Source organism: Gorillibacterium terrae, from assembly GCF_051594785.1.
In the GTDB taxonomy this organism is placed as follows: domain Bacteria; phylum Bacillota; class Bacilli; order Paenibacillales; family NBRC-103111; genus Gorillibacterium.
In genome coordinates, this window is sequence record NZ_JBPPGI010000003.1 from 151,297 (window position 1) to 176,984 (window position 25,688).

Below are 25,688 nucleotides of genomic sequence, written 5' to 3' on the forward strand. Positions count from 1 at the left end.
AGGAGGTCAGGTATAGGTGAGTATGAAAATAACGGTAAGAAGGTATAGATTACTTTCCGATTTTGAAAGAGTCAGTCAGTTCATGCGAGTAAACTTCAAGAAGTATCAGTTGGGGGGGAATGTCCCGCAGCCGTTTTGGGAGTACGCGCATACCCATCCTTATTTTGAACATTCGCTGACACACCGATTTGGCATTTGGGAGGAGAATGAAGAAATTGTAGGTGTAGCTTGTTATGAAATGAACATTGGCGAATGCTACTTTACCACCAAAGAAGGATACGACTATTTAAAACCGGAGATGTTGGAATACGCCGAGACTGAACTATCCAAAAGATCGGCTGACCAATGCAGCCTTGATGTTAGGGTGTACGACTATGAAGAAGCTCTAATAAAGCTGCTTGTCCAAAGAGGTTATCGCAAGACATACAGTGAGCCCATCCGTGTTTACAATTACGCTTCAGGGTTTTCCAAACGCACCTTACCCGAGGGGTTTACGTTCATCACGTTGGAAGATGAAAATGACTTGCGTAAAATTAACGAGGTCATCTGGCGGGGATTCAACCATGGAGACGAGCCGGACGATGACCTGGATTCCAGACTGCTCATGCAGAGTGGCCCCCATTTCCGAAAGGACCTTACGGCCATCATCAAAGCCCCCAATGGGGACTACGCCTGTTTTGCCGGAATGTGGATGGATGGTGTGAACGACTTCGCCTATCTGGAACCCCTTGCCACAGATCCGCGATATCGCGGTTTAGGTCTTGCCACGGTAGCCGTAACCGAGCTAATGAAACGCACGGAGCCGTTGGGGGCTACCTACTGTTTTGGAGGCGCTCCCGACTTTTATCCCAAAATTGGTTTTGAAACCTCCTGCCATCGGGATCTGTGGTCAAGAACTTGGTAGCCGACGGACGGTCGGGAGCGGCCTCCGGGAACTCTGCGGGCTGCTTCCATTTTCCCGGAAGCTTCTCCTCAGGTGAGAATGTAATCTACTAGTGGTAAAAAGAAAATAACTGGTCTATTGAAATATCAAGATTGCATTTTTGAAGTCTGAGAATCCTATCTCTATATAGTTTATCAATGATTTCTTTCTTTTCGGATAATGGAGCATGATGCAGTTTCTTGTGACACAGGCAACAAAGTGAGACGATGTTTGACTCGACATCTAAACTACTTGTTGTAAATAAACTTTGAAACTCTAGAGGAATCAGATGATGGGCTTCAACATAATTGCGATTGGTCCTTTTGGAAATGAAATGTTCATGAGTAAGATCATACTCGCAAGAATAATTTGCAAATTCAACAGCTTTTCTTCCCAAAGAGGGGTCTCGGGGAAAAGTAACTGAGTTAGATTCTCTCATTTGTTGAAGTGGTTTCGGAATATCATGGATGAGAAGGTTAATAGGTATCAGCTCTTTAAAAATACTTTGCTGGTATTGGAGGTCTGCCTCATCTTCATCTGGCAGTGTATGAAAAATTACTTTAATTTCATTCAAACTATCAGAATATAGAAAATCTATATATTCAGCTCTTTCATTCGGAATCACAACTTGCGGTCTTAGTTTCCCCAAAGCCTTTTGTCTTTCTCGTTCAGCATTAATGAAATTAAAACTTGTTGTAAAAGTTCTTTCGATGATCTTGCAAAATTCGGGGTCTTTATCAAATCGTATCTGATAGGTTAAATTGTTTCTCGAGGTAATAGAACTTTTTTGCAATCGCGCTCGATACTGTCTTCCACCATTTATCAATTTTATTTCATAACTAGGAAGATTATCTGTTGTGATTGGGAATCCGACCCGTTTAAAGGCGTCGTGAAATTCAAGAGGTATTGTTGAACCCCATTGGGATAAACTCCAATCCACCTTTTTTCTACCTATGATGTTGGGGATATTCGGTTTTGTCCAACTATGATCCTTCGCCATGTTTTATTTAGCCCTTCCCATTTTCACAAAAGATTCATAATTTTTTTGTAAATAAGCAATATAGAATTCAAATAATAAGAAAGAGCCTCGCAAGGCTCTTTTTTTTATAAATTAATTAAAACCGCGAACAATTTCACGGTTCACATTTCGTATAACTTCAAGCTGCTCCTGGGAAAGTTCTTCTGTCAAAGCCATAAACTCGTCGAGTGCTTCTTGGCGGGTCCTCAGCACTGGTCCGGCAATGGGAGCTATATCCTTCAGGGTTACCTTGAGTGCCTGCATAACCTTCTCCAGAGTATCAATGGAAAAGTTGCGTTCTCCCCGTTCCAATGCACCAATATATCGATAATCCAAACCCGAAGCGTCGGCTAGCTTCTGTTGAGTCAAACCCTTGGCATTTCGGATGGCCCGAATCCGATTTCCAATGAAAATTCTCAGTTCCGACATCTAACCACCTCAATACAAGCTTAGGTTAGATCGGAAATATTATGCAGGATAACAAAAATAGTTTTTGATATTTAAATTACTACGTATAAATAGTATAATGAAAATAGTTAACGTCTTATTTAGCTTTATATGGCTTCAAAATGACAGAACCAATTAACGGAGTTGAGACTCATGACCGAAACGGCCGAGCATTATGAACAATTGGTGGATGAGGAGACGGAACTGTTGGCCAAGATCCGGCTGTGCGAGGACTGTCAGTGGACGCTGCTGGAGCTTATAAGCCGCAGTGGGGAGACGGGGAGGGAGATTGGCGAGGAGGTTGCGACGGCCATCTTGACCATTGAACAGGACCTGCGGATGGAACTGGTGCATCTGCGGTTGGAGAAGGGAATGCTGGCCGAACGGATGCGCCGGACATTTGGATCGGCGGCGACCTTTATCCCCGGCAGTGGGAGAGCGGAGGAGGCAATCGAGACGGACTCCAAGTGAGAGGAAAAGCTTAAGAAGGAAGCGCACGGTACGGCAAAAGAGGACGCCCTTCGGCCATGGTGATGGCTAAGGCGTCCTCGCAAATGTTACCTTTGATCCGGGAGCGGCCGTTCCTCTTAGCGTTTAAACACAAGAGCGCGAACATAGCCGACCATGGTGCAGATCAGGGCAGTCAGACTCATGGGGATGAACACATAGAAGAAAAAGCCCGTCTTCAGCGAATAGTCCAGGAGGAAATCCCACTTATCGAGATCGTCAGCCTCTATCCAGCCCATAACCAGGAAGGGCCCCCAAAAACCTATTGCGAGCCCGATCGGTAGGAGCAGCCAATAGAGGAAAATGGCAATCGTTCTTTTTAAACGGGAAATAAGTTTATACAGGAGGACGGGGAAAAGAATCGACAGACCGACCGTTATAAAGACTTTCGGTACGTCTCGAACGATTAAATCGATGATATGAGGCATCGAGATACATCCTCTTTCCCAGTCCTACTTTTGGTACGTTTCCGCAAGCTCCTGGAGCTCTTTGTCCGATATGGATTGATACGTTCCGTCCTTCTGGGGAAAGGCCAAGCTGGCGACGATCTCCGCTTTGAAGGTCGGCCCGCTCTTCGTATCCTCCGGCTTGCTCGGCGAGAACTTCACCAGCACCAGACCGGTGGGATGGCCTTCCTGCTTGCGCACGAGGCGAATCCAGGAGGTTTCGATATCGTCAAGCTGCTTCGGAGGATTCCCGAGAACGGGGTTCCAATACAGACGTTCCTCCGCCTTACGAGTGGTTCCCGCCTTGTCGAGGCTGACCAGTTCCCCCGCCTGTTCGATCCACATCTGCTGCGTATCGCCGGACAGGTCGTATTTAATCTCCCCGCTGCCGTGGAGCTCAATCGGGATGCCGGGGGTCACACTGACGGCCACCGACCAGCCCTCGTTCCAAGGGATCGCGAGCATCTCGTCTGCCTGCACGCTCACCGCTGCCGGCTTCTGTTCCTCGGCTTCCCCGCGGGAACATCCGGCACTCATCAGCATCAGGCTGATGCTAATCCCCAAGAGCAGGCGTCTGAATACACCGGTGATGAGATTGACCTTCAATCCGACTCCCCCCTTTAGAAAGATCAGGAATAAGAGAACCTTCGATACGTTCGCATACCGAACAGGAAGGCACTCGGTATCAGACGACAGATATGATTAATTAAATGCGCATTACCGCAGGAGGGCTTGCGATGAAGTCCACTTGAAGTTGGGGGAAGGCTTCACGTACCATGTCCACGACGGTCAGCATCCCTGCCTCTTCACTGTTCTGGTGTCCTGTAACAATCAACGCCTTTGGAAGTCCCATATCCGCAGCATCTCTCACATATTCGTTCGTCTCCCATTCATTCGTCTCGCCAACGATGAGAAGATCGATATTTCGGCTCTCAAAGTATTGGATATGCGAACGACCGCCAGACGCGCCCACTAAAAATCCGAAATTCCTCACCTGCATTTCCGGATCACCGGCGATCAGCAGGCTATCGATATCGAGCTTGTTTTTCAGATGAGCAGCTAGGGTACGGACGGTATGCCTCTCATCAGGGGGGAGCGTAAGGAGAGTTAGCTCCTCTGGGTTTGCGTAAGCTTCCCATTCCAGCTTCTTTAGCATGCCGATTAGAATGCCGTCCGGCTTATATTCATGGATATAATCGTGCAGTCGAAAAATCGAAATACCCGACTCCTCGATAAGCCTCCGCTTCCTCTCAAATACTTGATTATTGGCTAGCCACGCCACTTCATCCATGTGGTTGTAGTAAGTCGGCTCATGTGTGATGATCAGATCGACACCCGATTCAACCGCTTGCTGAATGACTGCATAAGTCGCCATGAACACAACTACCACTTTACGGACCTCTGCATCCAGGCGTCCGCTCTTCAGTAAATCAACCGTCCGTTCCAGAGGGCCAACCGGTTCAATTAGACGATCAATCACTCTCTGCACCGTAATGATCATGTTCGAGACCTCCTTATATTCTGAACAGGAAATCGAGATGGAACCGGTTATTTGAAACTACGCTTCATTTAACTCATTCTTATCACAATTAAGACCCAGTTTACAAGATCTGGTATAGCAATCCTTGCGCCAAATTTTCCATCAGTCTTTCAAAGGTTTCAGGGGAGATCGCACAAAAGTACGGTTTACCGCGTGTGGAGCTAATAAAAAGGGGAGTCGCCGGCGGACGCTCCCTTTCTTGTCTCCTTTACGTTTAGCTCGCAACCATTCGGAGGAAGCCGACGTACTCTCTGCCATCTTTTTAAGAATGGCGTTCCATCAAGCTTGATTCATGAACAGGATGGTGGATATACCCTTTTGCCGCTGCGGGTCGGGAACCTGTAACAGACCGATGTCGACCAAATGCTTCAGCACGTAAGCGCGCATGGGTCCCGACGCCATGCTATTCTGCGACCAGTAGTGTATATATTTATGCGCATGGTCGGGCTGGCCTTCTAGATTCAAGCGATAGACCGCCTGATCCAACTTCGCTGCGGCTTCCCGGATGGATTCGGACGGTTCTGGAATCGCCGCCTGCAGACGTTCTCCGGTTTGTTTATCTTTGCAATAAACAATATTTACTTCAAGGCCAGATTCGGTTCGAAGCAGATATTGCTTGTCGAACAGACGGCGATAGACGTCGACATTCGCATGGGTTTGCGGCAGATCCCCTTGAATGACGTGCATGAGATGGATGAAATCCGAACTCATGTTGTCTCTCCAGCCGCCCTTCCTGCCGCACCACCACGTATCGACTTGCCAGGCCTTCAGGGCGGGCTCATCGGAATCCCGATTCATATCGCCGCAAAACGAATAGAGGGAGCCGTCAAAGCTGACGTCAAACCTTCTGTCGATGGTGGCAAAAGCGGCGTAATGGCCGCCGTCTTTTCGGCTGACGGAAACCTCGGAATGGCTCACCCGGTTGAGTTCTTTGAAGCTCAACTGTTGACCCGCAAACGGAATGAGACTCCACAAGAGCACATTGAAATCATGGCCTGGAATGGATACCCCCGTCTCTTGGAACACGTCCTCCATGGAGAACAGCGATTTGAAATAATGCTCGACGGCAATCTCGGCATACTCTTCGAACAGCCGATGCAGGGCCTCGCTTTTTGGTTGAGACGGCTCTTCTATGTACATATTCGTCCGATATTTTCCGCCCGCCAGTTGATCCATAAACCCGTATTCCTCTAACGGTTTGATTTCGTCCTCGATAAATACGGGGGAGATCCCCAGCTCTTCGGCAATTTCGTTAACCGTTCGCGGCTTGTGATAGGCGGCAAAAGCGATGTTCTGCCGGATCGCCGTCGCCAGAAAGTCAGAGGTGTCGCCTTTGTTGCCCGGGGAGCCGCTATGCCCTAAGTTTGTCATGCGGATCGGGTTGATGCCAAGATTGCCCACGGATCGAATGGTGTCCATTTTCTGTTTTAGCTCCTTTTTCGCTTCGAATAAGTGCCATTTGACCGTGCCGGTGGAAAGCCCCATGGCAGCCGCGATTTCGCCGATTTTCATGTCACCGTAGTAGTACTGAACGACAATTTCCCGTTGCTGGCGCGATAAAAAAGCGATTTCCCGCCGCAAGGCGCCAACCGTTTCTTGGCGGATGATGGCATCAAAACCCTCGTCTCGGGACATCACCTCGTTGTCATCGATCCGCAGCTGGTTGGACGCCTTTACTTGTCCGCCGACGTATTTCGCCCACACATAATGCGCGATCTTAAAGACGTAGCGGTTCAGATCAAGAAACTCCGTCTTTTTGAGAAGCGCTTGGTAGACCTCCAGCGTGATGGTGCCCGCCAGCTCCTCGGCTTCGGCGATATGGCCCGTCTTGTTCAAGGCAAATCCAAACAGAGGTTTGATGTAATCCTGGATGATCCGGTCGGCTTGCTGCTTATCCATGGTGGGAAGGGGCTCCTTCATTTCAGATGGCACTCCATTAAATACTGCAGCGAAAATGAAAAAGGTTGGGGGACGAAGACCATTCTTTTCTTACCATGCTGCCTTCTTTCCCTCCGTAAAACCGACGAAAGGAGGAGACCCTAACCCGGGAACTCCTCCTTTGGCCTTCGCATTCATAGCGGCGATTGGTGAGGGAATGTGGCTCACACCGTTATGTACCAATACACCCCATAGCGGTCTACCACCTCGGCACAGCAAGCGCTCCAAGGCAGCGAGCCGAGCGGGAACAGAACCGTCCCGCCTTCGGCCAGCAGGGTATAGGCGTTCTCGACTTCCTCCGCATTTGCAAACGTAAGCGAATAACTCATCGTCGGACGCGATTCCTGCAGGGAGGAGGCCCGCATCGTCGCGACAAAAGCATCGTTGCGGCATTCGCTGACCGCGAACACCTCGCTGCCGTCTTTCTGCAGTTCTGCGTGCAGGAAGGTTCCGTCCGGAAAACGCACCTGATAGCCCAGCGTCAGGCCGAAGGCTTCCTGGTAAAGCTTCACCGCTTCCACGGTATTCTGGATGTACAGCGTTGCGCCTAATTTCACATGAATCCCTCCAAGTGTACATGGCTTCTACCACAATACGTCCTTAATACAGGTCCCAAGAAATAAAATCCGGGGAGAAGCCGATCATCACTTCCAGCTCCTCCGGAATCCACTCCGGGGCCATCCAGAATCCCGTTAGCCTTGCATGACCTTCCAAGACAACGATCCTCGAGTTTTCGTCGCAGGTTACCAGAATCAGATTCGGAAAGGTCTTGCCTTCACGAATGACGGAAGCTACCTCTCGGAAGCCATCGTTTTTAACGCCGAACACTTCAACGTTATTCCGGATGTTCCGGGCGGCCTCAATCGGGAGACGGGTATGGTTCGATAGCTCGTTCCAATAGCTATAATCAATATACATCACCGATCGGACCTCTTCTTTCCTAAGAAGTGCCTTATACCAGTTGATCTGGGAAGGAAAGTTCTCAAACAGGTCGCGATTCCTTCCGTACCCTCTGACTTCGCCTAACAACCATTTCCTATAGGTATTCTCATCCTCCGCATGCAAATCGGGGTGCGTGAGAATACGGGCATCTTGATCCGCCAGACTCTTTCGAATGAGGGGACCGAATCGTTTGGACCCGATCTCGGCCCGCAAAAATTCAGCGACCATCGCATCGTCCGTGATGGGTTGGATCAATCTCATAATCGCTTTTCACCTCATGGAGCAAGGGGATTTTCTATGATTGTACTTGGAGGAAAGTCCATCGGCAATAGATTAGCTCGGTATAACGATTCTCGCCTTGTTTTGGCTTGGCTTAGGACAAGTAAGAAGAATATGAAAAAGAGCCCATCAGGGCTCTTTTTTTTCGTATGTTCATCTTTCCGCAGTGCTTCGTTTCCCGACGTTGAAGCTCCTGCCACTTCTCCTTCAACGCCTTCAAATCCTCTTCGAAGAATCGGCGCGATGAACGCGGCAAGAATGGAGAAGAAACTAAAACGTATTATAGACACTTTCGCATTCTTCGGCGGTCGGTTCATAAAAACAATGCTTTTTCCATCGTCCGGCGAGCGGTTGATTGTACCAAGTGTCCGGGCAGGGGCCGGGGTTCTCGAACGATCCGGGGCGGAAGTACCAGAGAGAGAATTTGGCCGGCCAATTGCGCTCGCCATTCACCGCCCGCTGCGCCAGACGGCGTTCCCGCTCTCTCGATCGTTGGTAGAACAAGCCGTGCTGCAGCGCTTCGAACGCATGCGGCTGGTTGATCATCTGGGGAATGGTGCGGATTCCTTTGAAATCCGAGCAATTCGCCCTTACTCGGTTAATGCCAACATTTCCAACGAGAAGCATGCCCCGTTCGCCTTCGGTCTCCGCCTCGGCTCGAAGCAGCCTTGCCAACATGTCGATATCCTGCTCTCGGGCTTTTACGACTGCCATTGGCTCACCTCTTTAGCGTTCTGGTCTCATCATATTATAGGCGAAGCGGAAGTGTGACTGGGGCAAAAAGGTCAGCCTTTCAAGAACCGCAGCAGGGCCTCGTTGAATTCCTCGGCATGGGTGGCATTGAATCCATGCGGGCCGCCTTTGATTATGACGAGCCGGCTTCCGGGAATCCGCTCATGCGTCTTTTGTCCGCTGACCTCCACCGGCACGATCCCGTCCGAATCGCCGTGAATGACCAGCGTCGGCACGTTGATTTTCTCCAAGTCGCCGCGGAAATCCGTATAGCTGAACGCCGAGATGCAATCGAGCGTGCCTTTGGGCGAGGCAAACGCCGCGATGTCACGGTTATACAAGCGGAAGGCTTCGCTGACCAAGTCGGTCTTCTCGCCGGAGGCAAAGAAATTGGTCGTGAACTCCTCCAGGAACGCCAGCCGGTCCGCCTTCACGCCGTCTTGGAACCCTTGGATGGTGGTATCGTCGAGCCCGCCGTCCGGATTATCCGCCGATTGGTACAGGTAAGGCGGAACGGCTCCGGCGAACACCGCCTTCGCTATCCGCTCCGTCCCATAGGTCGCTATGTACCGCGCCACCTCGCCGCCGCCCATCGAGAACCCGACCAAGGTCACCTTCGTCAGATCGAGCTGGCGGATCAATTCATGCAGATCTGCCGCGAGCGTATCGTACTCGTACCCGCTCCACGGTTGGGAGGATTGTCCGAATCCCCGGCGGTCATACGTGATCACTCGGTAGCCCGCTTCCACCAGCGCGGGGACCTGCTTCTCCCAGGACCTTCCGCTGAGCGGCCAGCCGTGAATCAGCACAATCGGATCTCCTGCTCCGAACTGCTCATAATGCAGCTCAATCGGCACTCCATTCTCATGTCCCACCGTAATCTTCGCCATAACCAATCCCTCCAATTCATTGAGTAGCATGCAATTGATAGTGCTTCTCAATTATACCATTGCGATCCATGGTAACCAAACCCATCGCAGAATTATATAGATGGAACTTAATCGTTGCGCCTGCGCCGTTGGAATGTCATTCCGATCGCTGTTGATCTCCGATTTCCGGAATGAACTTTTTAGGGGAAATCGGGGATCAAAGGCGAACACTTCGCTTCTTCACGACCTTCCACTTCTCCGGCTTTCTTTTGTTCCGTCTATATAGATAAAAAAAACTCCTTTCCGTCTCTCCGGGCAGAGTTTGACGGGAAGGAGCATTGAACGTGTTGCTTATTCCAAGGCAAATGAAGCCAAGCTCGCATTGCCCATGCCTGTATAGGTAAAATACAGGGCTTGTACACCGTCGGGGATGCCGATATCCGCCGCATACTCGGTCCAGACATTCGTAAACTCGACCGGAATCCTGCCGAGGGCCGGTCCATCCCAGGCGGTTCTGACCTCAAAGCTGCCGCGCGCATACCCGCGCACCTTAATGCGGACCTTCTGAATACCCTCACATTGAAAATACTTGAATCCTGCCGTAGCCGAATCCCTCATATTTGCAATGTAGCCGATTTCCTCATCCCCGTCTTTTCCATCCTGGGTGATCTTCGGGAATCGGCCGTCCATCCAGGCCCCGTAGGTGCCCGTGTACATCTCTTCATCCCGGCAGAACAGGTTGCAGGCTGCATAGGCGGGGTATTCGCCGCGCCCGTTCAGCGCTCCGACATGGGGGCCGCAGGAGGTCATCTCGACTTGGGGAATGGTCCCGTCCTCCCGGATGACGATCGGTTCGATGCAGCCCTGCCGGCTGAAGCTGGTGCCATGGGTGTGCCGGTGGTAGAAGATGTACCACTGACCCTTCACCTCAACCATACCGCCGTGGTTGTTCCCGCCATAATACATCGGCTTGTTGGCCGGCTTGTAGGTATCGATGTGGAGATCGCAATTGCTGACGATCACCCCCTGGTACACAAAACCGCGGGTCGGATGCTTGCTGGTCGCATAGCACAACTCATGCATGACTACCGAGGAATAGACGAAATAATAGGTGTCGCCCTTCTTCCGGATGGAGGGCGCCTCGAAGAATTCGTGCCCTTCGTAGCCGCTTCCCTTGCTGTAAGGCTCGCTCGGCGCAATGAAGACCGGTTCCTCTCGAATCGTGAGCATATCCGGGCCGAGCACCGTGGCCATGGCGCCCTTTCTGGACCGGTCGCGGGCGGCGCAGAAACCGGTGTACAGATAGGTTTGGTCTCCTTCCGTGAGGACGCCGGGATCAAACTGAGGCTGGTCGCCCGCCCGCTCGCCCAGGCGATTGCCCTCGGAATCCTGCACGTAGCCGTAGAATTGATAGGTGCCCGCCGGGGTATCGCAGACGGCGACGGATACGATGGAGACTTTATCCAGCACATAGTACAGATAATACCGGCCATCCGGACCTACCGTAACGTCCGGAGCATAGAGGCACATGCTTCCGTCCGGGTTGAGGGGATCATCCGTCTTTCGGTAAATCACGCCTTCATACCGCCAATCGGACAGGTCCTCCACCGGTGCCGACCAGCAGACGTAATCGTTTAAGCAGAATACATGCCCGTTAAACCGGTCATGCGAGCCATAGACATACACGCGATCGTGAAATACATGCGGTTCTCCGTCGGGGATGTACTCCCAGGAGGGAAGATAGGGGTTGAGTCCTTGCTTGTTCATCGGAACGAGAGTCACTCCTTGTCTGGTCTGTTATTGGGTCTTTGTTGCGCAACACTTGCTTGATGGGTTACGCCCATCGGTATAGGGAGATGTCTACCCCCGACTCCGTTGGCAGCCCTTCTCCCACGAGCAGGTCGTGATTCAGGAAAGACAGCGCTTGGCTGTTCGTAATGATTTTCGGGTGCGTGCGAAATAAAGCCTCTCCCGGCTCCGGGTGCATTTCGCCGTTATTCTCGATGTAGATAAGGCAGGTTTCCCCCGTACAATCCGTTCCTTCCAGCATATAGCGGGCCGACAAGGTATGATGGCCCCCGGGCTTGCCTATGATTTGCGTGTCGATGCCCCCGTCCAGCACCTTGCCTTGGAAGAGCCTTCCCGCTACATCGCCTGTAAACGCTATCATAACGACCGAATCCCCATCCTCCCGATGCAAGACGGTGGATTTTTTGATTTTTACATGGACCGTAAACACGTCTTCCCAGTTCATGATTCAACCTCCCCAATCCCCAAACGGCACGCCGCTGTTCCGTTTCTATTGTTCATGCTGAACCGGCGGCTTCGGTAGAGAGGGTCGATGCAGGTGAGCGGACAGGAATTGCTCGGTAACCGTCAGCACCTGAGGGCTCCATATGCCTGTGCCGTGATCCGCACCCACGACCTTATACAGGATAGCCTGCTGTCCATGCTCCTTCAGGGCCTTGTACATCTCGATGCTCTGGTTCACATGGACGACCGAATCGCGATCTCCATGGATGAGGAGAAACGGCGGAAGCCGCTTATCCAGATTCTGATGGAGAGGGCTTGCCTGTTTCGCCCGTTCCACATGCTCCTTCACGCTTCCTCCAATCAGCAAACCCTCCGGGGAATCGGCGGCGTCATGGTCGAGGATGGCATTGTACTTTCCTAACGTCAGCAGATCGGAGACCCCATAATAATCGATGACCGCGCTGACGTTGTCCGACTGCTCGCTGTACAGGCCATTATCGTATTCGCCGATAGTAAGGCCCGTCATGAGGGCAAGGTGTCCGCCCGATGAATCTCCCCATACCGCGACCCGCTCCGGATCGACTCCGTATTCCTCCGCATGCCGGCGCATAAACCGGATGGCGCACTTCACATCTTCCACGGCCGCCGGGAATGGGGCGATGTCCGTGTCCCGGATTTCGACGCTGGCGATTACATACCCCTTGGCTGCAATCCGACACAGATTCGGAATCGCGGCGTAGAGGTCTTGTTTCCTCCATGCGGAGCCTTGAACGAACACCACCAAAGGGAATTTATATCCCATCCGTTGGGGGAGAATGAGTTGAAGTCGTCGGTCCACGTCGCCGTAGCTCGCATATACGACGTCGGGCCGGTACGAGCAGGAGTAAGAGGTACCTCCTTCGGCAAACTCCCCATAGAGAATCTGGGTTCCTGTCGGCAGTTCATGGGCTGCCCGATCCGCTGCCAGCTGATCCATTCGTTACGCTCCTCTGCCTTGTTTTTGAGTCACACCCCTCCATCTTGGTCCAAAATGAAACCGGATGCAATAACCAGTTTAAAGAGGTAGCCCCCCCATTACTGGGGGTCGGATCAGATACAGCTAGGTTCACTCAAAATATCCATCGGACCGACTGGGGGGGCTTCCGCTTGATAGATTGAAAATAATGTACGCCTGTACAGGAGTGTGATAAGGTGAAGATGAATTACTATAGATTTAAGTTACCTAAATCAAAAAAATCGAGGCGTAGAAAAATGAACCCAAATAAGATTAACGTTGGTGTCTCCAATAAAGAAGGTCAGTTAGGGTTTGTCTTTTCGAGAGGTGGTCTTCGAGAGGGCTCTGGCAGGAAGAGGATAGGGGTGACTAAAAAGGTATCCTTAACCCTGACAGAGGAAATGTGGGGAAAAATTGAAGGCTGCTGCACGGATAATCAACTTTCTCGTTCGGAGGTTATTCGTACCCTTATTGAGTCCTACTATGCAAAATAATTTTCTGGGGGGGAGGTGAGGTCTATGCTGGTTGAGATAACGAAAACTGCTCTTTTGAACGCGGTGCAGCACGTAATAAAGGCAGTAGCGGTGAATAGTCCAATCCCTATACTTCAAGGGATACATATACAGGCTGGAGAGAAGGGGCTTAGTTTTACCGCAAGTAATACGAGTTTGACGATCCATTCTATGATTCCTCAAGACGATGTTTCTGTGATCGTCAGAAGAACAGGAGCTATTGTGATACCATCACGGTATTTTTATGATGTCGTTCGTAAACTAACGGATGAAAGGCTTGTACTTGAAATAAAAGAGCCATTGAATCTTACTATCATTTCAGGGCATTCTCAAATCCGATTATGTGGAATGGACTCATCCGAATTCCCGAATTTTGATAATGGGGCACTTTCTCCTAATAGACTGCGAATAAGGAATGCCTTGTTTAGGTCGACTATTAAACAAGTAGCGATCATGGCATCCACGTCCGAGACCAGACCCGTATTAACGGGAGTTTTCTTCGAATGCGATAATGAATCCGTAACCCTCATTGCTACGGACGGAGTTCGTCTTGCTTCCCGAACTTTACCTTTGGAAAGTCATACAAAGTTGCGTTGTAATGCGATTATTCCAGCAAAAAGTCTTTATGAACTATCGAAGATGCTAAGCAATGAAGAGGAATCGACTGAAATAGAAGTGAGCCATAACCGAGTGAGATTTATGGCAAATGGACTGAGGGTAGAGTCTGTTCTTATTGAAGGAACTTTTCCTTCTATAAAGAATGTAATCCCTCCATCCTATCTATCTGAAATCGTAGTTGATAAAGCCCGGTTCTTGAAAGCGGTTGAATGCGTAACGGTGTTGGCTAGTGAAAACATTATTAGGCTAGTAGCCAGTGCAGATAAAGTAAAGCTATTGTCCAGAATAGCGGAAATCGGGGATATGGAGGATGAAGTTCCTATAGTAGATAGCTATGGAGAAGGATTCATCCTATCCCTGAACGGAAAGCTTCTTATCGATATCCTTCTTAACAGTGATTGTGCGAGTGTCCGAATAAGATACGCAGGGAAGACTAGCCCCATGGTCATACTTCCAGACGATTCGCTCATGTCGGTGTTCTTGATTACTCCAGTAAGGACACCTAATTGAAAGAAACCCCGAAAACCGACCGCATCCAAGGGCTTTCGGAGTTCTTCTTAGAGTTAACCTTGCGCAGGGCTGGACTTCCTGTCCGAATATTCTTCGGAATGAGCCGCTGAATGATCCGCCAAGGTGAACCATCCTTAATCCGAGCCGCTCTTGCTGAAACTTGTGTGGTCCGGCATCCAGGACCCTTGCTTCTCCTGCGTCCTTCGATTCTCGTCTGCCGGCCGGGAATCTACCCAGGCTCACCTATGCGTTTCTCTCCAGGCGTCGTCCAGACGCCTCTTCTGGAGCAAATGATGACGATAGTGCATCTCGACCAATCGGAACCATTCCCATGCATTCAATCCGCCGAATCGCGGATGGAGAACCGTATTTCGAACGATCTCCTTACCCGCTTCCCGTCGCACTTGGATAACCGGATCAAACTCCGACGCAATCCTCGGTTCGATCTCGACCATCCGTCGTAACGTATCCCGCAACCCGTCGACAAGTTGTTCCTTGCTCTCCGGTTGCGGCGGCGTGTATTGCGGGGACGGGGCAACTCGGATTCGCTCCGGCGGGAAGCTCCCCGTCTTGAACAAAACCTCTCCCGGCTTCGTCTTTCCCGTATGTGCGACTTCCGGGCTGCCGCCCGGTTCGAGGCACAAGGCGGCGTTCCTCAACTGCATAAACTGCGCGGAACGGATTAAGTGCATGTACATCTGACCGAGCGACCATTCGTCTTCTGCCGGTTTCCAAAGCAATTGATCAAGACTTAAACCATTTATTTCTTGAAAATACCCGCTTACCGTCTCCTCGAATGTACGCAGCGTTTCTTTCGCATCCATGGCGGAATCCAACTCCTTTTTGCTTAAGTTGAATCCAGCATACATCAACGCTACTGACAGCAGGTTGTCAGTAGCGTTCAAGCATTTTTTGGATTTCCTCGCGCACCCGTTCGCGCAGCGATTCCGGCTCAAGCACCCGCACCGCGGCACCCCATCCGAGCGTCCATTGAAGGAGGTCCTCCACCCTCCGGACACGGAGCGTCGCCAGCCAGCCTTCTTTCCCCGGCTCAAACGACTCCATGTAGAAATTGTCCGATTCCTGAACCCGCTCCGCAATGGCTTGGTCGATCAACAGGCGGACGGTCACCTTCCGATCATCGATAAGCCGATGATCTTGAAAGCGAAAACCCGGAATGATCCGGAACGAATCTTCCAGTACGGCAAGTCCATGCATGCGAGACAGCCGAAAGTGCCGGATGTCATGCCTGAGCCCGCAGAACGCAACCAGCATCCACACCCCGTGGGAAAAAACGAGACCGTAAGGATCAACCGTTCGCTCGCTGTGACGGGACTCATCCGGGTTCGGCAAGTTTTTGGAGTAGCGGAAACGAACCCTGCGCTTCCGCAGGATCGCCTGGCGCAGCTTCTCGAACGTCTCTTTTTCCTGACCGCTCGTTTTCGTCCCTCTTTCATTCAACAGCCGAATCGTCGACCTTATCCGTTCGGTCTCCTCGCGTACGTTCTCCGGCAAGATCGCCTCGATCTTCTCCTGCGAGCTGCGGGCCTTCGCGCCGAACTCCGCATCCAGCCTCATTTCCACGAAGTCCGCCCCGATGAGCAGCGCCACCGCTTCCTCCGACGTGAAGCTGACAGGAGGGAGAAAGTAACCCTCCATTAAGGAGTAACCTACTCCCGGCGCACCCGCCACCGGAACGCCCGCTTCGCTTAGCGCTTGAACGTCACGGTAAATCGTGCGGATACTCGTCTCGAACCTGGCAGCCAAATCCTCGGCGCGCAGAACGCCTTTACGCTGCAGCTCTATGACGATGGCCAACATCCGATCGGTTTTGTTCACATCATCCCCTCCTTTATTGAATCCGAATCGTCAGACGGGTCAGGGAGATTATACGCTTCAAGAGTACGACCTAGCTTGCTTCTGACGGCTTCTCTCAATGCTTCCGGTTGAAGCACGAGCGCTTCGGCCCCGAAGGAATAGAAATAATCGGCAAAGAAAGGGATTTCCGCGGAGGGAATCTCCATCTCCAGCATGCCTGTACCGTTAGGGGTGAGCTGCACTTCTCCCCAAGGGAAAATCCAACTCTTATCCCGGAACAACTTCATCCCTTTTGCCGTCAGCCTAACTTTGACCTCTATACCTTCCCGGTTGGTATAAAAGTGAAATCCCCAGTTCGTTAAATCCACCTCGGAGACATCCACGGGAAGCGGCAATGCATCGGCATCCGCCCAAACGGCCGACCCGATCCGGTCTACCCGGAATAATCGGAAGGCTTGGCGCAGATAGCAGTAAGCGGGGCAAAACCAGTATCCCTCATGGGCATAGATTCCGAGGGGTTGAATGGTTCTTTCACGAATCTCATCGCTCGGAGCACCGTAAGTGATCGTGACAGGCGTCCTTCTAAGGGACGCTTGGAGCAAGATCTCCAGGTGATCCGCCCGTTCGGGACGAGTATGCGTAAAGAAGTCAATTCGGTGCCGCATCTCGTCGATCTGGCTTTTCACATCCTCCGGCAGATGCTGATAAAACTTGCGAAGGGCGGACTCGGCGGATGCCTCGAAGGGCAGCGAACGGAAATGCCGAAGAGCATGGGAAGCGAAGAATAGGGAGAAGGCCTCATTCTCCGTAAAGGAAATCGGGGGAAGGCTTCGCGCGGCCAGAACCCGGTAGCCGCCTCCGGCGCCGACCTGAGAATATAAAGGCACGCCCATTCCGCTCAACTCCTGCAAATCGCGCAGCATGGTCCGGGCCGATACGCCGAATTCTTCGGCGAGCTCCTTGACGGTGAATCTTCGCTTTCGGTTGACGGCCATCATCAATTCAATCAGGCGCCTTGATTTTCCCATACATTCATCCCCAAAAAAATGATCGTGACAAGGATTGTCACGATTGCATTATACACTAGGAATACGCCGGATCGCTGGGAGCGATACGGCCGAAAGAAAGCAAATTTGAGAGAAGGAGAAAAATCGTATGAGCAGAGAACAGCGTAGGAAGCTGGATGACAGGTTGCGGCTTCAAGGGTCCGCCAAGCCGCAAAGCCTTGAAGAGATGCGCGCAGGCTTCGCGGCCCTGATGGCGACGATGAAAGTGCCTGCGGGCGTGCAAACCGTACCGACCACCCTGGGCAATCGGCCCGCTGTGGCTGTTGACCCCGTTGACCCCGCCCCGAATGACCGCCCCGGCGTCATTCTCTATTTCCATGGCGGCTCGTTTGTCATGGGTTCCCCCTACACGGCCATGTCCCTAACCGCGGGCCTGGTCGACAGAACCCGTATCCGGTCTGTCTCCCTCGATTATCGCCTGGCTCCGGAACATCCCTTTCCTGCAGCGCTTGACGATGCCCTTGCCGCCTATCGCGAGCTTCTGGATCGCGGAGTGGAGGCAGCGTCCATCGCCTTTGCCGGCGATTCAGCCGGCGGCGGGATCGCCGTCTCGACTTGCCTGATGGCCCGGGAAGCAGGCTTGCCGCTGCCGGCAGCGGTAATGGCGTTCTCGCCGGGGTTGGATAAGACGCACTCCGGAGCGAGCGTGGCTAGCAAAAGGGGACTCGACCCCTTCTTCACCCGGGAGGGCTTTGCCGTGACGGATGCGATGTACCTCGCGGGACAGGACCCGCATCATGAATTGGTAAGCCCCGCCCGGTTCGCCGATCTTGCCGGATTCCCGCCGCTGCTGCTGCAGGTCGGTACGAATGAGCTGTTGCTTGACGATTCCACGCAGTTAGCCGACCGCGCCCGGGCCGCGGGCGTGGATGTCATTCTTGACGTAACGGCAGATGTCCCCCATGTGTTCCAGGCATTCGCCGGTACACTGGACGAAGCCGATCAAGCCCTGGACCGCGCGGCGCTCTTTCTCACCCAGCATCTCCGATGAAGTTAACCCAGCCGATAGGTGTTGATCGTTTCATCGCTCCAAATATGCGCTTCGATATACCGCTCCGGGCCGTATTTTCCGTCGTTGTTCCAATCCTGAGGCAATCCGTACTTTTCAATGATGGGTAAGATCTCATCATAAGTATACAGCCTCTGCCTATATTCTTTTCCGTCGTTGACAGTGGGGCTAAAGGTCGGCATGGAGTCGCCATACGTAAAGGAAACCGTGTTTAAATCAAATTCCTCAACAGGAATTTTGATAAAGGCGCTATTTTCAAACCACGTGCTTAACCACGGACTGTGTTCCACCACCATATAATGAGGCGATAATCGGGTTGCAAGACCGCCCTTTTTCCTGAATTCCGTTCGGATGATGGCTTCGCAATTGTGCCGATATTCCATATAGTTATCGTGCCTTTGCGAGCTTTGGGCTTGGGGTTTGGTTCGTTTTATCGTATCGAGCACCGATTTGGCTTGATCGATCGGCACATCGGACAAGCTGACAAACGGGCCTATCGAGTTATCAAAATAATGATATAAAAACATCCTTTCCCCTCCAGGCATTTTTTCCCACTATGACCCTTACGTGGTAAAATTTAAGTATTCCATTGTGGAAAATATCCGATTTGCAGGAGCTGATACGTTGAACAGCCGAAATCAGAAAATCTTGGTTCTTTTCCTCATTGTTGCCTTAGCCGGTCTGTCGCTCTTTTTTATGTTATCCGATCATCAAAATAACAAAAAGCGGCATGAGCTTCAGAGTCGAATTGATCAGACCTTTGTTTACCAAGTGGGGGAGACTGAGGCTGCGCTTAACAGAGACTTATCTGAACCAAGCGAGTACCCCAAATTGGTTTCCCAATTATCCGCTTTATCGGCTTTATCGAGCCTAACCTCCTATGCTGATAAGAATATGCCTCTAAACGGGTCTCTCTATAGTCTGTATATGGCTCTTCTCAAACCTGAAAATAAGCAGGAAATGGCAAATCCGGCGACCCTTCAACCCCTGCGGGAAGCCCTGAAGCAAATGCATGAGAATCCGGTAAATCCAGAAGCTGCAAATAAGCTGTCCGAGCTCAGCAGCCGATTATTAAACCAATGATCGTCCGAACGATTCGACCTTCATCGTTCGGAGGACAAGGAAACCGTCACCCGCGTGTTGTCCTTGGGATTCTCGATCATGCTCAGCACGTAGCTCTTGGTGAACTGGGGCTCGGCCTTTTTCCATAAGGTCATGGCTTCGGAATTCAGGACCTTCGATGAAATCCGGTCGGTGGTCCCGGCGAAGTAATGGGAGTTGATCTCCGCCATGGTATTCGCCATGCTCTGCCGCTGGGCCTCGGTGTAGCCTTTGCCGTCCAGGGAGCGGTACGCCTTGCCGTAGGAGCTGTCGCGGAAGAAGGCTTCCGCATACTTGGCGAAGTGCAGCAGATCCGGATTCTTCGATCCCGATGTCTTGGCCCAGGCCTCCACGTCGGTCCGCTCGGTCCGGTATTGGGCGGTGGACGCGTCCGGAGAATAATCCAGCACCCCGAACGAGTGCGGGTAGACCTCGAAGGCGCCGGTCGCAATGTCGGTGACGCCGTCCTGGGAGCGGATATCCTGAACGTGGATATGGCCGGTCAGCGTAAGCCGGATGCCGGCGGCCTTCAGGGTGGTCAGGACCTTCTCGCTGCGGGTGATGGTGAAGCCGAGGTAGGAGTAGTCGCTGTGATCGAGCAGATTGTGGTGCATGACGGCGATGACGTTCGCTCCGGCCTGCTTTGCAGCCGTTCCCTGCTCCGTGATCCAACGCAGGGTGGAGTCGGCGAGGAAGCCGCCCGTCTCCGGCGCACCGTTGTCGACGTTGTAGGTGTAATCGCAGGTGTCGAGCATGAGCAGCCAGAGGCGGTCCGACAGCTTGGCCACATAGCTGAGCGAGCTGTCGTCGTGAGCCCCGGCCTCTTCGTAGCCGAAGGGAGCGTAGAGCGTCTTGAACTCCTGCGGCGTGATGTAGTCGGTCACGAGCTGCTTGTCGTCCTTGAAGCTCCGGGCCCACGGGTTCAGGATATCGTGGTTGCCGGGCACGACATACACGCCGATTCCCGCGTCCTTGATCGTCTGGAGCTTCTTCGCCAGCGTCTGATGGCTGGCCTTCTCGCCGTTGTTCGTGATGTCGCCGCTCAGGACGACGGCGCGGGGTCTATCCCGCAGCACCTGGGCGATCCAGGCTTCAACCAGCTCGTCGGAGTAATTCAGCAGCTTGGAATCGCCGCCCGCGATATAGTCTTGAAATGCTTTCCCGTCGTCGTGCAGGGAAGGAGCCAGGTAATGCAGGTCCGTGGCGAGGTACAGCGTGTCCGTGGAGCCGGATTTGCCGGAAGGCGAGACGGTGGGGAAGACGGCGGAAGAGCTTCCGCCGGACGTACAGCCGGAGATGGCGATCAGGAACAGGGCCAGGACTATGCCGCAGAAGGCGATCGGGAGTCCAAAAGGTCGTTTCATGGGATTCCTCCATGCGTATCTGTCTGGTTATCCTCTTACGCGTTTTGATTAGGACGGGGCTTCGATGGGTAAAAGAAAGGTTGGAGGCTTTTTTGGAATTTTCGTCGGGAGACCTTGCGGACAAGCGAACGGCGAGCCGGAGAAAGCTTCATTTTCCCAGCAAAGGAGAGGGATATCGTGATTATCGTAACCAACCGAATCCAGGTCAAAAAAGGGATGGCCGCCGCCATGGCGCCGCGTTTCACCGCCCCGGGGGCGCTCGATACGTTCCAGGGCTTCCGCAAAGTGGAGGTGTGGCTCACCCAGAACCTGGAGGACCATGACGAGCTAAACGTCCACATGTACTGGGACAGCCAGGAAGATTTCGCCGCATGGCGGAACAGCGACGCCTTCAAGGCGGCCCATCAGCGGCCGGAGCCCGGCTCGCACGGCGGGCAGGAATCGCCGATTCTGGGCAGCGAGATCACCACCTACGAGGTGGCTTCGGTGAGGGAAGCGGCCAAGTAGAAACGCGCGGTGTAATCGAGCCGGCAAAGTGAACAGAGGACCGTTCAGCGAAAGCTTCCGCCGGGCGGTCCTTTCTTTGTTGGTCCTAATCGGTTCTTTTCCTTACAGGCTCGCTTTCAGCTTCTTCAACAGCTGCATGAGGTCCTGGCGCTCTTCCTCGGACAGCCCGCCGACCAGACGGTGCTCCACGCTCCGGAAGATCTCGTTGAATTCCTCCACGAGGTCCTCGCCCTTTTGCAGCAAAAAGATGTTCTTCTGCCGTTCGTTGTTCTCGGGGATGACCCGTCGGATGTAGCCCTTCTTCTCCAGTCCCTGAAGCATGCTGGTGATGGTGGCGCCCCGCCGGTCGAAGTGATCGGCCAGCTCCTTCTGGATGACTCCCCGGTCCTGATGCTCGTAAATATAGCCCATAATATGCCCCTGCTGCGTGTTCAGCCCGAGCTCCGCCAACCGTTGATCGGCCAACCGCCGAATCTTCATGCCGATATCCCGGAACAGGTCCGAGTAAGGGGTGTAGAGCGTATCCTTGTCCATTTGTCGTCCGGCTCCCTTGCTTTTCGTGCGTTTTTGTCGTTAAGTCCATCGTAAAGATTGGAACAGCGGCTGTCAATTTCCTGAAAAGGTGAGCGGATTCGCTTGACAGTTAGATATCTAACAGTTACAGTTCAATTATTAACTTTTTCGCGGGAGGGAACAGGGATGAAAACGGCAATTGCGAATGCGAGAATCTTTGACGGCGAGACGGTACTGGATGCGGCGACGGTTCTGATCGAGGACGGAAGGATTGTCTCGGTGGGCGGGCCGGTTCCGGAGGATGCGGTCTTGATCGATGCAAAAGGGGGGACGCTGCTGCCGGGGCTGATCGACGCCCACGTCCATACGTCGGAAGAAGGCCTGCGCGATGCCCTCCGGTTCGGCGTGACGACGGAGCTGGAGATGATGGGCGGGTACACCAAACAGGGGCGGGAGCAGGAGCTTGCGGGCATCGAGGACATCGCCGATGTGCGGTCTGCCGGGATGGGGGTTACGCCTCCCGGCGGGCACCCGGACGAGCTCATGCCCGGGGACGGGGAGATTCCCGATTTTGTGCTTAAAGAGTTAGAGAAGCTGAGCGAGGAGGAACGGGCCGCCAAGCTGGCCGCCCATGCCCACGAGCACGGCGAATCGCCTGCGGTGACCAGCCGGGAAGAAGCGGTGGCGTTCGTCCGGGAACAGATTCGCCAGGGCGCCGACTACATTAAGCTGATGATCGAGGAAGGGTCGGTGCTGGCTGCGCCGGGACTGCCCGTGCTCGATGAGGACATTCTCCGCGCCGCTGTGGAAGAGGCCCATCGCGGCGGCAAGCTGGCAATCGCGCATGTGCTGACGGCGGACACGGCCTCGCAGGCGATCGCCATCGGCGCGGACGGCTTGGCCCACCTGTTCATCGACCGTCCGGAGAACACGTCGGAGCTGGTGGACCGGATCGCGGCAGCCGGGGCGTTCGTCACGCCGTGCCTCGTGCTCAATTCGTCGATCCTCGGCAACCCCGCCTCGGCGCTGGCCCGGGACCCTCGGGTAAGCTCCAGGCTGAGTCTGGACTGGCTCGACACGCTGAACGCTTGCTTCGGCACGTACCCGCAAGGGAGCCTGGAGGACAATTACCGCAATGTGATGGATCTGCACCGGGCCGGCGTCGATATCCTGGTGGGGACGGATGTCTCCGTGCCGGTTCCGACCCTGGGCGGACTTGCGCACGGAGCGAGCGTTCACCACGAGCTGCAGCTTCTGGTGGAAGCGGGCTTCACGCCGGTGGAAGCGCTCCGGGCGGCGACGTCTACCCCGGCGCGGCGGTTCGGCCTGGAGGATCGCGGACGAATCGCGGTGGGCGCTCGGGCGGACCTGCTGCTGGTCGACGGCGATCCGACCCGGACCATCTCGGATACTTTGTCGATCCGAGAGGTTTGGCTGCAGGGCAAGCGGTTGTCCGAGATGGGGCGGTAAAGCTTGGGGACGCCCCGCCGACCCCCAAGCCTCAAGCCCGGTGCAATGTTCAAAGCCTGAATCCGACGCCGCCACCGTTACCCGTAGTTGCTTAAGGCCAAATAAAGTACTACAATACAAGTGAGGTATTGACAATACGGGATTTGCGTAGAATGAGAAAGACCGCAGGTGCTGAGAACACCTACGGTCGGGCGCAGTAGCCGCTTTTAAGGGCGGTTGGCTTCGATCAGTGAGCAGGAATAGGCCTGCATTCCTTCGACGGGGGCGGCCTATTTCTTTTTGTCTTGGTTCAGAAGTTCAATTGAGGTTAACCTAAAATGACAAGCCCCCGCCTCCCGCAGATTGCGGGCTTCGGGGGCTTGATGTCTATACGTGTGGTCGAACCTGCGCCCGAGCCTGCGTGCGTGGACGGGCAGGGGCCGCTGCTCGCGTTCATCCCTTGACCGAGCCGGCGGCGATGCCCTCGACAATGCGGTCGCTCATGACCAGGAACACGAGCAGGATCGGCAGGATGCTGATCATCAGCGTCGCGCCGATGGCGCCCCAGTCGGTGGTGTACTGGCCGATGAAGTTCTGCACGCCGACGGTGAGCGTCTTGTGCCGGTCCGAGCTGATGAACGTGTTGACGAAGATAAACTCGTTCCAGTTGTAGATCATGTTGATGATCCCGGTCGTGGCCAGCACGGACGAGGTCATCGGCAGCACGATGCGCAGGAACATCCGGTTCACCGAGCAGCCGTCCATGACGGCGGCTTCCTCGACCTCCCGGGGCAGCGCGTAGTAGAAGCCGAGCAGGATCATGATCGTCGTCGGCAGGTTGAAGGCGATGTAGGCCAGGATGATCGACAGCGGATTGTCGGTCAGGTGCAGCTTCAGGAACATGCTGAACAGCGGGATCAGCGTGGAATGGACGGGAATCATCAGGCCGAGCATGAACAAGCCGAGCACGAGGGAGCGGCCTTTCCACAGCATCCGGGTAACGGCGTAAGTGACGAAGCTGCCGAGCAGCACGGTGGCGACGAGGGCGACGGCGGTGATCCAGACGCTGTTGAGAAAATACACCCCGATGTTGCCGTTCACCCAGACGTTCTCGTAATTGCTCCAGTGCGGATGCGCCGGGATGGCGAAGGGCGCCATGTTGAAGACTTCCTGGTTGTTCTTCAGCGAGAAGATCATCAGCCATACGAGCGGCAGCACCTGGATGGCGGCGACGAGGCCGAGCACCAGATACAAGAGGGCGTAACCGGCCTTATGCAGCGGGTGGAGCTTGCTCCTGCGGCGCGGCGACGAAAAGCGGCTGACGGCGGAAACGCTCATCGGTTACTCCTCCTTTCGGACGGGTTGGGGTTAAGCATACTGGATCGTATCCTTGCTGGCGGTGGCTTTGCGGATCAGGTAGGTGGCGATCAGGCAGATGAGCAGGAGGAAGAACCCGACCGCGCTGCCGTAGCCGAAGTCGTAGCTTCGGAACGCCTGGTGGTACATGTAGGAGGCCATGACCTCGCTTGAGCCGTTGGGGCCGCCGTCGGTCATGACGTAGATCAGGTCGAAGTACTTGAGCGACCCGACCACCGACAGCACCACCGTCACCTTGATGACCTCGCTGATCAGCGGCAGCTTGATCCGGGTGGCGATCCGCCAGGGGCTGGCTCCGTCGATCCGCGCGGCTTCGAGCAGGGATTCGGGAATGTTCTTAAGGGCGGCGTAGTAGATCAGGATGTAGAAGCCCGCATACTGCCAGATGATCGGGATGAACAGGGCGACGAGCACCATCGAGGGCTCGGCCAACCACGACGGCGGGTTGGCCACGCCGAGGGAGGCGAGCAGGCTGTTCAGCACGCCGTTCGTCGGGTGGTAGATCTTCAGCCAAAGCTGGGCGATGGCCACCGAGGACAGCAGCATCGGGATCAGGTAGATCTTGCGCAGCAGGTTGGCGCCCTTGATCCGGCCCGAGAGGACGAGCGCGATCGCCAGGTAGCCGATCAGGCTCACGGCCGAGAACAGCGCGAGGAGCAGCGAGTGCAGGGCGCTCTTCCAGAAAGCGCCGTCGCGCAGCAGATCCTTGTAATTGTCGAGGCCGATGAACGTCATTTTGCCGATGCCGTCCCAGTCGTTCAGCCCGTAGTAGCCGGTCAGAACGATCGGGATGAACACAATGCCCATCATAAGCAGCAGGGAAGGCAGCACGTACAGCGCGATTACCCACTTGTTGGACATGACTTTATCCATGCTTGCATCCCTCCTAGACGTATTGGATGACATGGGGAAGAGAGAAGCGGAGTCCTCGCAGCCTGCGAAGGGCCTCCGCTTCA

General features: G+C 53.8%; 29 protein-coding genes. 8 read left to right on the plus strand and 21 right to left on the minus strand.

Annotated elements, in window-relative coordinates; translation table 11 throughout:
- Positions 1-22 precede the first annotated feature (22 nt).
- Entirely contained in the window at positions 23-904 is an 882-nt protein-coding gene (locus ACSEXS_RS13340) for a GNAT family N-acetyltransferase (protein ID WP_438434039.1), read from the plus strand.
- Positions 905-992: 88 nt separating this feature from the next.
- On the opposite strand, the gene ACSEXS_RS13345 is transcribed toward ACSEXS_RS13340, so the two are convergent.
- Both ACSEXS_RS13345 and ACSEXS_RS13350 read right to left on the minus strand, forming a co-directional pair.
- Positions 993-1,922 carry an HNH endonuclease gene (locus ACSEXS_RS13345; protein ID WP_438433728.1) on the minus strand — a complete coding sequence of 310 codons (930 nt, stop codon included), beginning with the start codon at positions 1,920-1,922 and terminating at the stop codon, positions 993-995.
- 111 nt (positions 1,923-2,033) lie between these two features.
- The gene (locus ACSEXS_RS13350) at positions 2,034-2,369 is read right to left on the minus strand and encodes a helix-turn-helix domain-containing protein (RefSeq protein WP_438433729.1); all 336 of its coding nucleotides are present in this window, start codon (positions 2,367-2,369) and stop codon (positions 2,034-2,036) included.
- Positions 2,370-2,540: 171 nt separating this feature from the next.
- Between ACSEXS_RS13350 and ACSEXS_RS13355 the strand changes: the two genes are divergently transcribed.
- Complete coding sequence (locus tag ACSEXS_RS13355; RefSeq protein ID WP_438433730.1) at positions 2,541-2,858, plus strand: hypothetical protein; 318 nt, start codon at positions 2,541-2,543, stop codon at positions 2,856-2,858.
- A gap of 116 nt (positions 2,859-2,974) precedes the next feature.
- Here the strand turns inward: ACSEXS_RS13355 and ACSEXS_RS13360 are convergent, their stop codons facing one another.
- From ACSEXS_RS13360 to ACSEXS_RS13410, 11 genes are all read right to left on the minus strand, one after another.
- Positions 2,975-3,322, minus strand: a complete 348-nt coding sequence (locus ACSEXS_RS13360) for a hypothetical protein (protein ID WP_438433731.1) — start codon at positions 3,320-3,322, stop codon at positions 2,975-2,977.
- 24 nt (positions 3,323-3,346) lie between these two features.
- Complete coding sequence (locus tag ACSEXS_RS13365) at positions 3,347-3,946, minus strand: hypothetical protein (protein ID WP_438433732.1); 600 nt, start codon at positions 3,944-3,946, stop codon at positions 3,347-3,349.
- A 100-nt stretch (positions 3,947-4,046) separates the two neighbouring features.
- Positions 4,047-4,841 carry a Nif3-like dinuclear metal center hexameric protein gene (locus ACSEXS_RS13370; protein WP_438433733.1) on the minus strand — a complete coding sequence of 265 codons (795 nt, stop codon included), beginning with the start codon at positions 4,839-4,841 and terminating at the stop codon, positions 4,047-4,049.
- 318 nt (positions 4,842-5,159) lie between these two features.
- A complete protein-coding gene (locus tag ACSEXS_RS13375) occupies positions 5,160-6,779 on the minus strand; it encodes a sigma factor-like helix-turn-helix DNA-binding protein (protein WP_438433734.1) in 1,620 nt (539 codons plus the stop codon).
- A gap of 203 nt (positions 6,780-6,982) precedes the next feature.
- Positions 6,983-7,375 carry a VOC family protein gene (locus ACSEXS_RS13380; protein ID WP_438433735.1) on the minus strand — a complete coding sequence of 131 codons (393 nt, stop codon included), beginning with the start codon at positions 7,373-7,375 and terminating at the stop codon, positions 6,983-6,985.
- A gap of 43 nt (positions 7,376-7,418) precedes the next feature.
- Complete coding sequence (locus ACSEXS_RS13385; protein WP_438433736.1) at positions 7,419-8,021, minus strand: hypothetical protein; 603 nt, start codon at positions 8,019-8,021, stop codon at positions 7,419-7,421.
- A 288-nt stretch (positions 8,022-8,309) separates the two neighbouring features.
- Positions 8,310-8,753, minus strand: coding sequence for a cell wall hydrolase (locus ACSEXS_RS13390; RefSeq protein ID WP_438433737.1), 444 nt, complete (start codon positions 8,751-8,753; stop codon positions 8,310-8,312).
- A gap of 71 nt (positions 8,754-8,824) precedes the next feature.
- Entirely contained in the window at positions 8,825-9,661 is an 837-nt protein-coding gene (locus ACSEXS_RS13395; protein WP_438433738.1) for an alpha/beta fold hydrolase, read from the minus strand.
- A 330-nt stretch (positions 9,662-9,991) separates the two neighbouring features.
- Complete coding sequence (locus ACSEXS_RS13400; RefSeq protein ID WP_438433739.1) at positions 9,992-11,407, minus strand: family 43 glycosylhydrolase; 1,416 nt, start codon at positions 11,405-11,407, stop codon at positions 9,992-9,994.
- A 67-nt stretch (positions 11,408-11,474) separates the two neighbouring features.
- The gene (locus ACSEXS_RS13405) at positions 11,475-11,894 is read right to left on the minus strand and encodes a DUF3237 family protein (RefSeq protein WP_438433740.1); all 420 of its coding nucleotides are present in this window, start codon (positions 11,892-11,894) and stop codon (positions 11,475-11,477) included.
- A 45-nt stretch (positions 11,895-11,939) separates the two neighbouring features.
- Positions 11,940-12,869, minus strand: a complete 930-nt coding sequence (locus ACSEXS_RS13410) for an alpha/beta hydrolase fold domain-containing protein (protein WP_438433741.1) — start codon at positions 12,867-12,869, stop codon at positions 11,940-11,942.
- A gap of 221 nt (positions 12,870-13,090) precedes the next feature.
- Here ACSEXS_RS13410 and ACSEXS_RS13415 point away from each other — a divergent pair, with 221 nt between their 5' ends.
- The gene (locus ACSEXS_RS13415; RefSeq protein WP_438434040.1) at positions 13,091-13,381 is read left to right on the plus strand and encodes a hypothetical protein; all 291 of its coding nucleotides are present in this window, start codon (positions 13,091-13,093) and stop codon (positions 13,379-13,381) included.
- Positions 13,382-13,405: 24 nt separating this feature from the next.
- Positions 13,406-14,527 carry a DNA polymerase III subunit beta gene (gene dnaN, locus ACSEXS_RS13420; protein WP_438433742.1) on the plus strand — a complete coding sequence of 374 codons (1,122 nt, stop codon included), beginning with the start codon at positions 13,406-13,408 and terminating at the stop codon, positions 14,525-14,527.
- A 239-nt stretch (positions 14,528-14,766) separates the two neighbouring features.
- On the opposite strand, the gene ACSEXS_RS13425 is transcribed toward dnaN, so the two are convergent.
- From ACSEXS_RS13425 to ACSEXS_RS13435, 3 genes are all read right to left on the minus strand, one after another.
- Entirely contained in the window at positions 14,767-15,351 is a 585-nt protein-coding gene (locus ACSEXS_RS13425; protein ID WP_438434041.1) for a DinB family protein, read from the minus strand.
- A gap of 67 nt (positions 15,352-15,418) precedes the next feature.
- Entirely contained in the window at positions 15,419-16,366 is a 948-nt protein-coding gene (locus tag ACSEXS_RS13430; RefSeq protein ID WP_438433743.1) for a helix-turn-helix transcriptional regulator, read from the minus strand.
- Positions 16,363-17,373 carry a helix-turn-helix transcriptional regulator gene (locus tag ACSEXS_RS13435; protein WP_438433744.1) on the minus strand — a complete coding sequence of 337 codons (1,011 nt, stop codon included), beginning with the start codon at positions 17,371-17,373 and terminating at the stop codon, positions 16,363-16,365. Before ACSEXS_RS13435 ends, ACSEXS_RS13430 begins: the two co-directional genes overlap by 4 nt.
- 127 nt (positions 17,374-17,500) lie before the next feature.
- On the opposite strand from ACSEXS_RS13435, the gene ACSEXS_RS13440 reads away from it, so the two are divergent.
- Complete coding sequence (locus ACSEXS_RS13440) at positions 17,501-18,403, plus strand: alpha/beta hydrolase (RefSeq protein WP_438433745.1); 903 nt, start codon at positions 17,501-17,503, stop codon at positions 18,401-18,403.
- Between the two features lie 2 nt (positions 18,404-18,405).
- Here ACSEXS_RS13440 and ACSEXS_RS13445 read toward each other — a convergent pair whose 3' ends face one another.
- Positions 18,406-18,948 (minus strand): hypothetical protein, encoded by a 543-nt coding sequence (locus ACSEXS_RS13445; RefSeq protein ID WP_438433746.1) that lies wholly within the window; start codon positions 18,946-18,948, stop codon positions 18,406-18,408.
- A gap of 97 nt (positions 18,949-19,045) precedes the next feature.
- On the opposite strand from ACSEXS_RS13445, the gene ACSEXS_RS13450 reads away from it, so the two are divergent.
- Positions 19,046-19,504 carry a hypothetical protein gene (locus ACSEXS_RS13450; RefSeq protein WP_438433747.1) on the plus strand — a complete coding sequence of 153 codons (459 nt, stop codon included), beginning with the start codon at positions 19,046-19,048 and terminating at the stop codon, positions 19,502-19,504.
- 20 nt (positions 19,505-19,524) lie between these two features.
- Here ACSEXS_RS13450 and ACSEXS_RS13455 read toward each other — a convergent pair whose 3' ends face one another.
- A complete protein-coding gene (locus ACSEXS_RS13455; protein WP_438433748.1) occupies positions 19,525-20,886 on the minus strand; it encodes a metallophosphoesterase in 1,362 nt (453 codons plus the stop codon).
- A gap of 177 nt (positions 20,887-21,063) precedes the next feature.
- Here ACSEXS_RS13455 and ACSEXS_RS13460 point away from each other — a divergent pair, with 177 nt between their 5' ends.
- Positions 21,064-21,393 carry a heme oxygenase gene (locus tag ACSEXS_RS13460; RefSeq protein ID WP_438433749.1) on the plus strand — a complete coding sequence of 110 codons (330 nt, stop codon included), beginning with the start codon at positions 21,064-21,066 and terminating at the stop codon, positions 21,391-21,393.
- A gap of 102 nt (positions 21,394-21,495) precedes the next feature.
- Here ACSEXS_RS13460 and ACSEXS_RS13465 read toward each other — a convergent pair whose 3' ends face one another.
- Positions 21,496-21,927: a MarR family winged helix-turn-helix transcriptional regulator gene (locus ACSEXS_RS13465; protein WP_438433750.1), complete on the minus strand. Its 432-nt coding sequence runs from the start codon at positions 21,925-21,927 to the stop codon at positions 21,496-21,498.
- A gap of 165 nt (positions 21,928-22,092) precedes the next feature.
- Here ACSEXS_RS13465 and ACSEXS_RS13470 point away from each other — a divergent pair, with 165 nt between their 5' ends.
- Positions 22,093-23,376, plus strand: a complete 1,284-nt coding sequence (locus ACSEXS_RS13470; RefSeq protein WP_438433751.1) for an amidohydrolase family protein — start codon at positions 22,093-22,095, stop codon at positions 23,374-23,376.
- A 432-nt stretch (positions 23,377-23,808) separates the two neighbouring features.
- Here ACSEXS_RS13470 and ACSEXS_RS13475 read toward each other — a convergent pair whose 3' ends face one another.
- Positions 23,809-24,693 (minus strand): carbohydrate ABC transporter permease, encoded by an 885-nt coding sequence (locus ACSEXS_RS13475; RefSeq protein ID WP_438433752.1) that lies wholly within the window; start codon positions 24,691-24,693, stop codon positions 23,809-23,811.
- Positions 24,694-24,723: 30 nt separating this feature from the next.
- Positions 24,724-25,605: a carbohydrate ABC transporter permease gene (locus ACSEXS_RS13480; RefSeq protein WP_438433753.1), complete on the minus strand. Its 882-nt coding sequence runs from the start codon at positions 25,603-25,605 to the stop codon at positions 24,724-24,726.
- Positions 25,606-25,688: the final 83 nt, after the last annotated feature.

Excerpts from the sequence above, each read along its gene's own strand:
- ACSEXS_RS13340 (WP_438434039.1), top strand. The coding sequence starts at position 23 with ATGAAAATAACGGTAAGAAGGTATAGATTACTTTCCGATTTTGAAAGA.
- ACSEXS_RS13345 (WP_438433728.1), bottom strand. The coding sequence starts at position 1,922 with ATGGCGAAGGATCATAGTTGGACAAAACCGAATATCCCCAACATCATA.
- ACSEXS_RS13350 (WP_438433729.1), bottom strand. The coding sequence starts at position 2,369 with ATGTCGGAACTGAGAATTTTCATTGGAAATCGGATTCGGGCCATCCGA.
- ACSEXS_RS13355 (WP_438433730.1), top strand. The coding sequence starts at position 2,541 with ATGACCGAAACGGCCGAGCATTATGAACAATTGGTGGATGAGGAGACG.
- ACSEXS_RS13360 (WP_438433731.1), bottom strand. The coding sequence starts at position 3,322 with ATGCCTCATATCATCGATTTAATCGTTCGAGACGTACCGAAAGTCTTT.
- ACSEXS_RS13370 (WP_438433733.1), bottom strand. The coding sequence starts at position 4,841 with ATGATCATTACGGTGCAGAGAGTGATTGATCGTCTAATTGAACCGGTT.
- ACSEXS_RS13375 (WP_438433734.1), bottom strand. The coding sequence starts at position 6,779 with ATGGATAAGCAGCAAGCCGACCGGATCATCCAGGATTACATCAAACCT.
- ACSEXS_RS13385 (WP_438433736.1), bottom strand. The coding sequence starts at position 8,021 with ATGAGATTGATCCAACCCATCACGGACGATGCGATGGTCGCTGAATTT.
- ACSEXS_RS13390 (WP_438433737.1), bottom strand. The coding sequence starts at position 8,753 with ATGGCAGTCGTAAAAGCCCGAGAGCAGGATATCGACATGTTGGCAAGG.
- ACSEXS_RS13395 (WP_438433738.1), bottom strand. The coding sequence starts at position 9,661 with ATGGCGAAGATTACGGTGGGACATGAGAATGGAGTGCCGATTGAGCTG.
- ACSEXS_RS13400 (WP_438433739.1), bottom strand. The coding sequence starts at position 11,407 with ATGAACAAGCAAGGACTCAACCCCTATCTTCCCTCCTGGGAGTACATC.
- ACSEXS_RS13405 (WP_438433740.1), bottom strand. The coding sequence starts at position 11,894 with ATGAACTGGGAAGACGTGTTTACGGTCCATGTAAAAATCAAAAAATCC.
- ACSEXS_RS13410 (WP_438433741.1), bottom strand. The coding sequence starts at position 12,869 with ATGGATCAGCTGGCAGCGGATCGGGCAGCCCATGAACTGCCGACAGGA.
- ACSEXS_RS13415 (WP_438434040.1), top strand. The coding sequence starts at position 13,091 with ATGAATTACTATAGATTTAAGTTACCTAAATCAAAAAAATCGAGGCGT.
- dnaN (WP_438433742.1), top strand. The coding sequence starts at position 13,406 with ATGCTGGTTGAGATAACGAAAACTGCTCTTTTGAACGCGGTGCAGCAC.
- ACSEXS_RS13425 (WP_438434041.1), bottom strand. The coding sequence starts at position 15,351 with ATGGATGCGAAAGAAACGCTGCGTACATTCGAGGAGACGGTAAGCGGG.
- ACSEXS_RS13435 (WP_438433744.1), bottom strand. The coding sequence starts at position 17,373 with ATGGGAAAATCAAGGCGCCTGATTGAATTGATGATGGCCGTCAACCGA.
- ACSEXS_RS13440 (WP_438433745.1), top strand. The coding sequence starts at position 17,501 with ATGAGCAGAGAACAGCGTAGGAAGCTGGATGACAGGTTGCGGCTTCAA.
- ACSEXS_RS13445 (WP_438433746.1), bottom strand. The coding sequence starts at position 18,948 with ATGTTTTTATATCATTATTTTGATAACTCGATAGGCCCGTTTGTCAGC.
- ACSEXS_RS13455 (WP_438433748.1), bottom strand. The coding sequence starts at position 20,886 with ATGAAACGACCTTTTGGACTCCCGATCGCCTTCTGCGGCATAGTCCTG.
- ACSEXS_RS13465 (WP_438433750.1), bottom strand. The coding sequence starts at position 21,927 with ATGGACAAGGATACGCTCTACACCCCTTACTCGGACCTGTTCCGGGAT.
- ACSEXS_RS13470 (WP_438433751.1), top strand. The coding sequence starts at position 22,093 with ATGAAAACGGCAATTGCGAATGCGAGAATCTTTGACGGCGAGACGGTA.
- ACSEXS_RS13475 (WP_438433752.1), bottom strand. The coding sequence starts at position 24,693 with ATGAGCGTTTCCGCCGTCAGCCGCTTTTCGTCGCCGCGCCGCAGGAGC.
- ACSEXS_RS13480 (WP_438433753.1), bottom strand. The coding sequence starts at position 25,605 with ATGGATAAAGTCATGTCCAACAAGTGGGTAATCGCGCTGTACGTGCTG.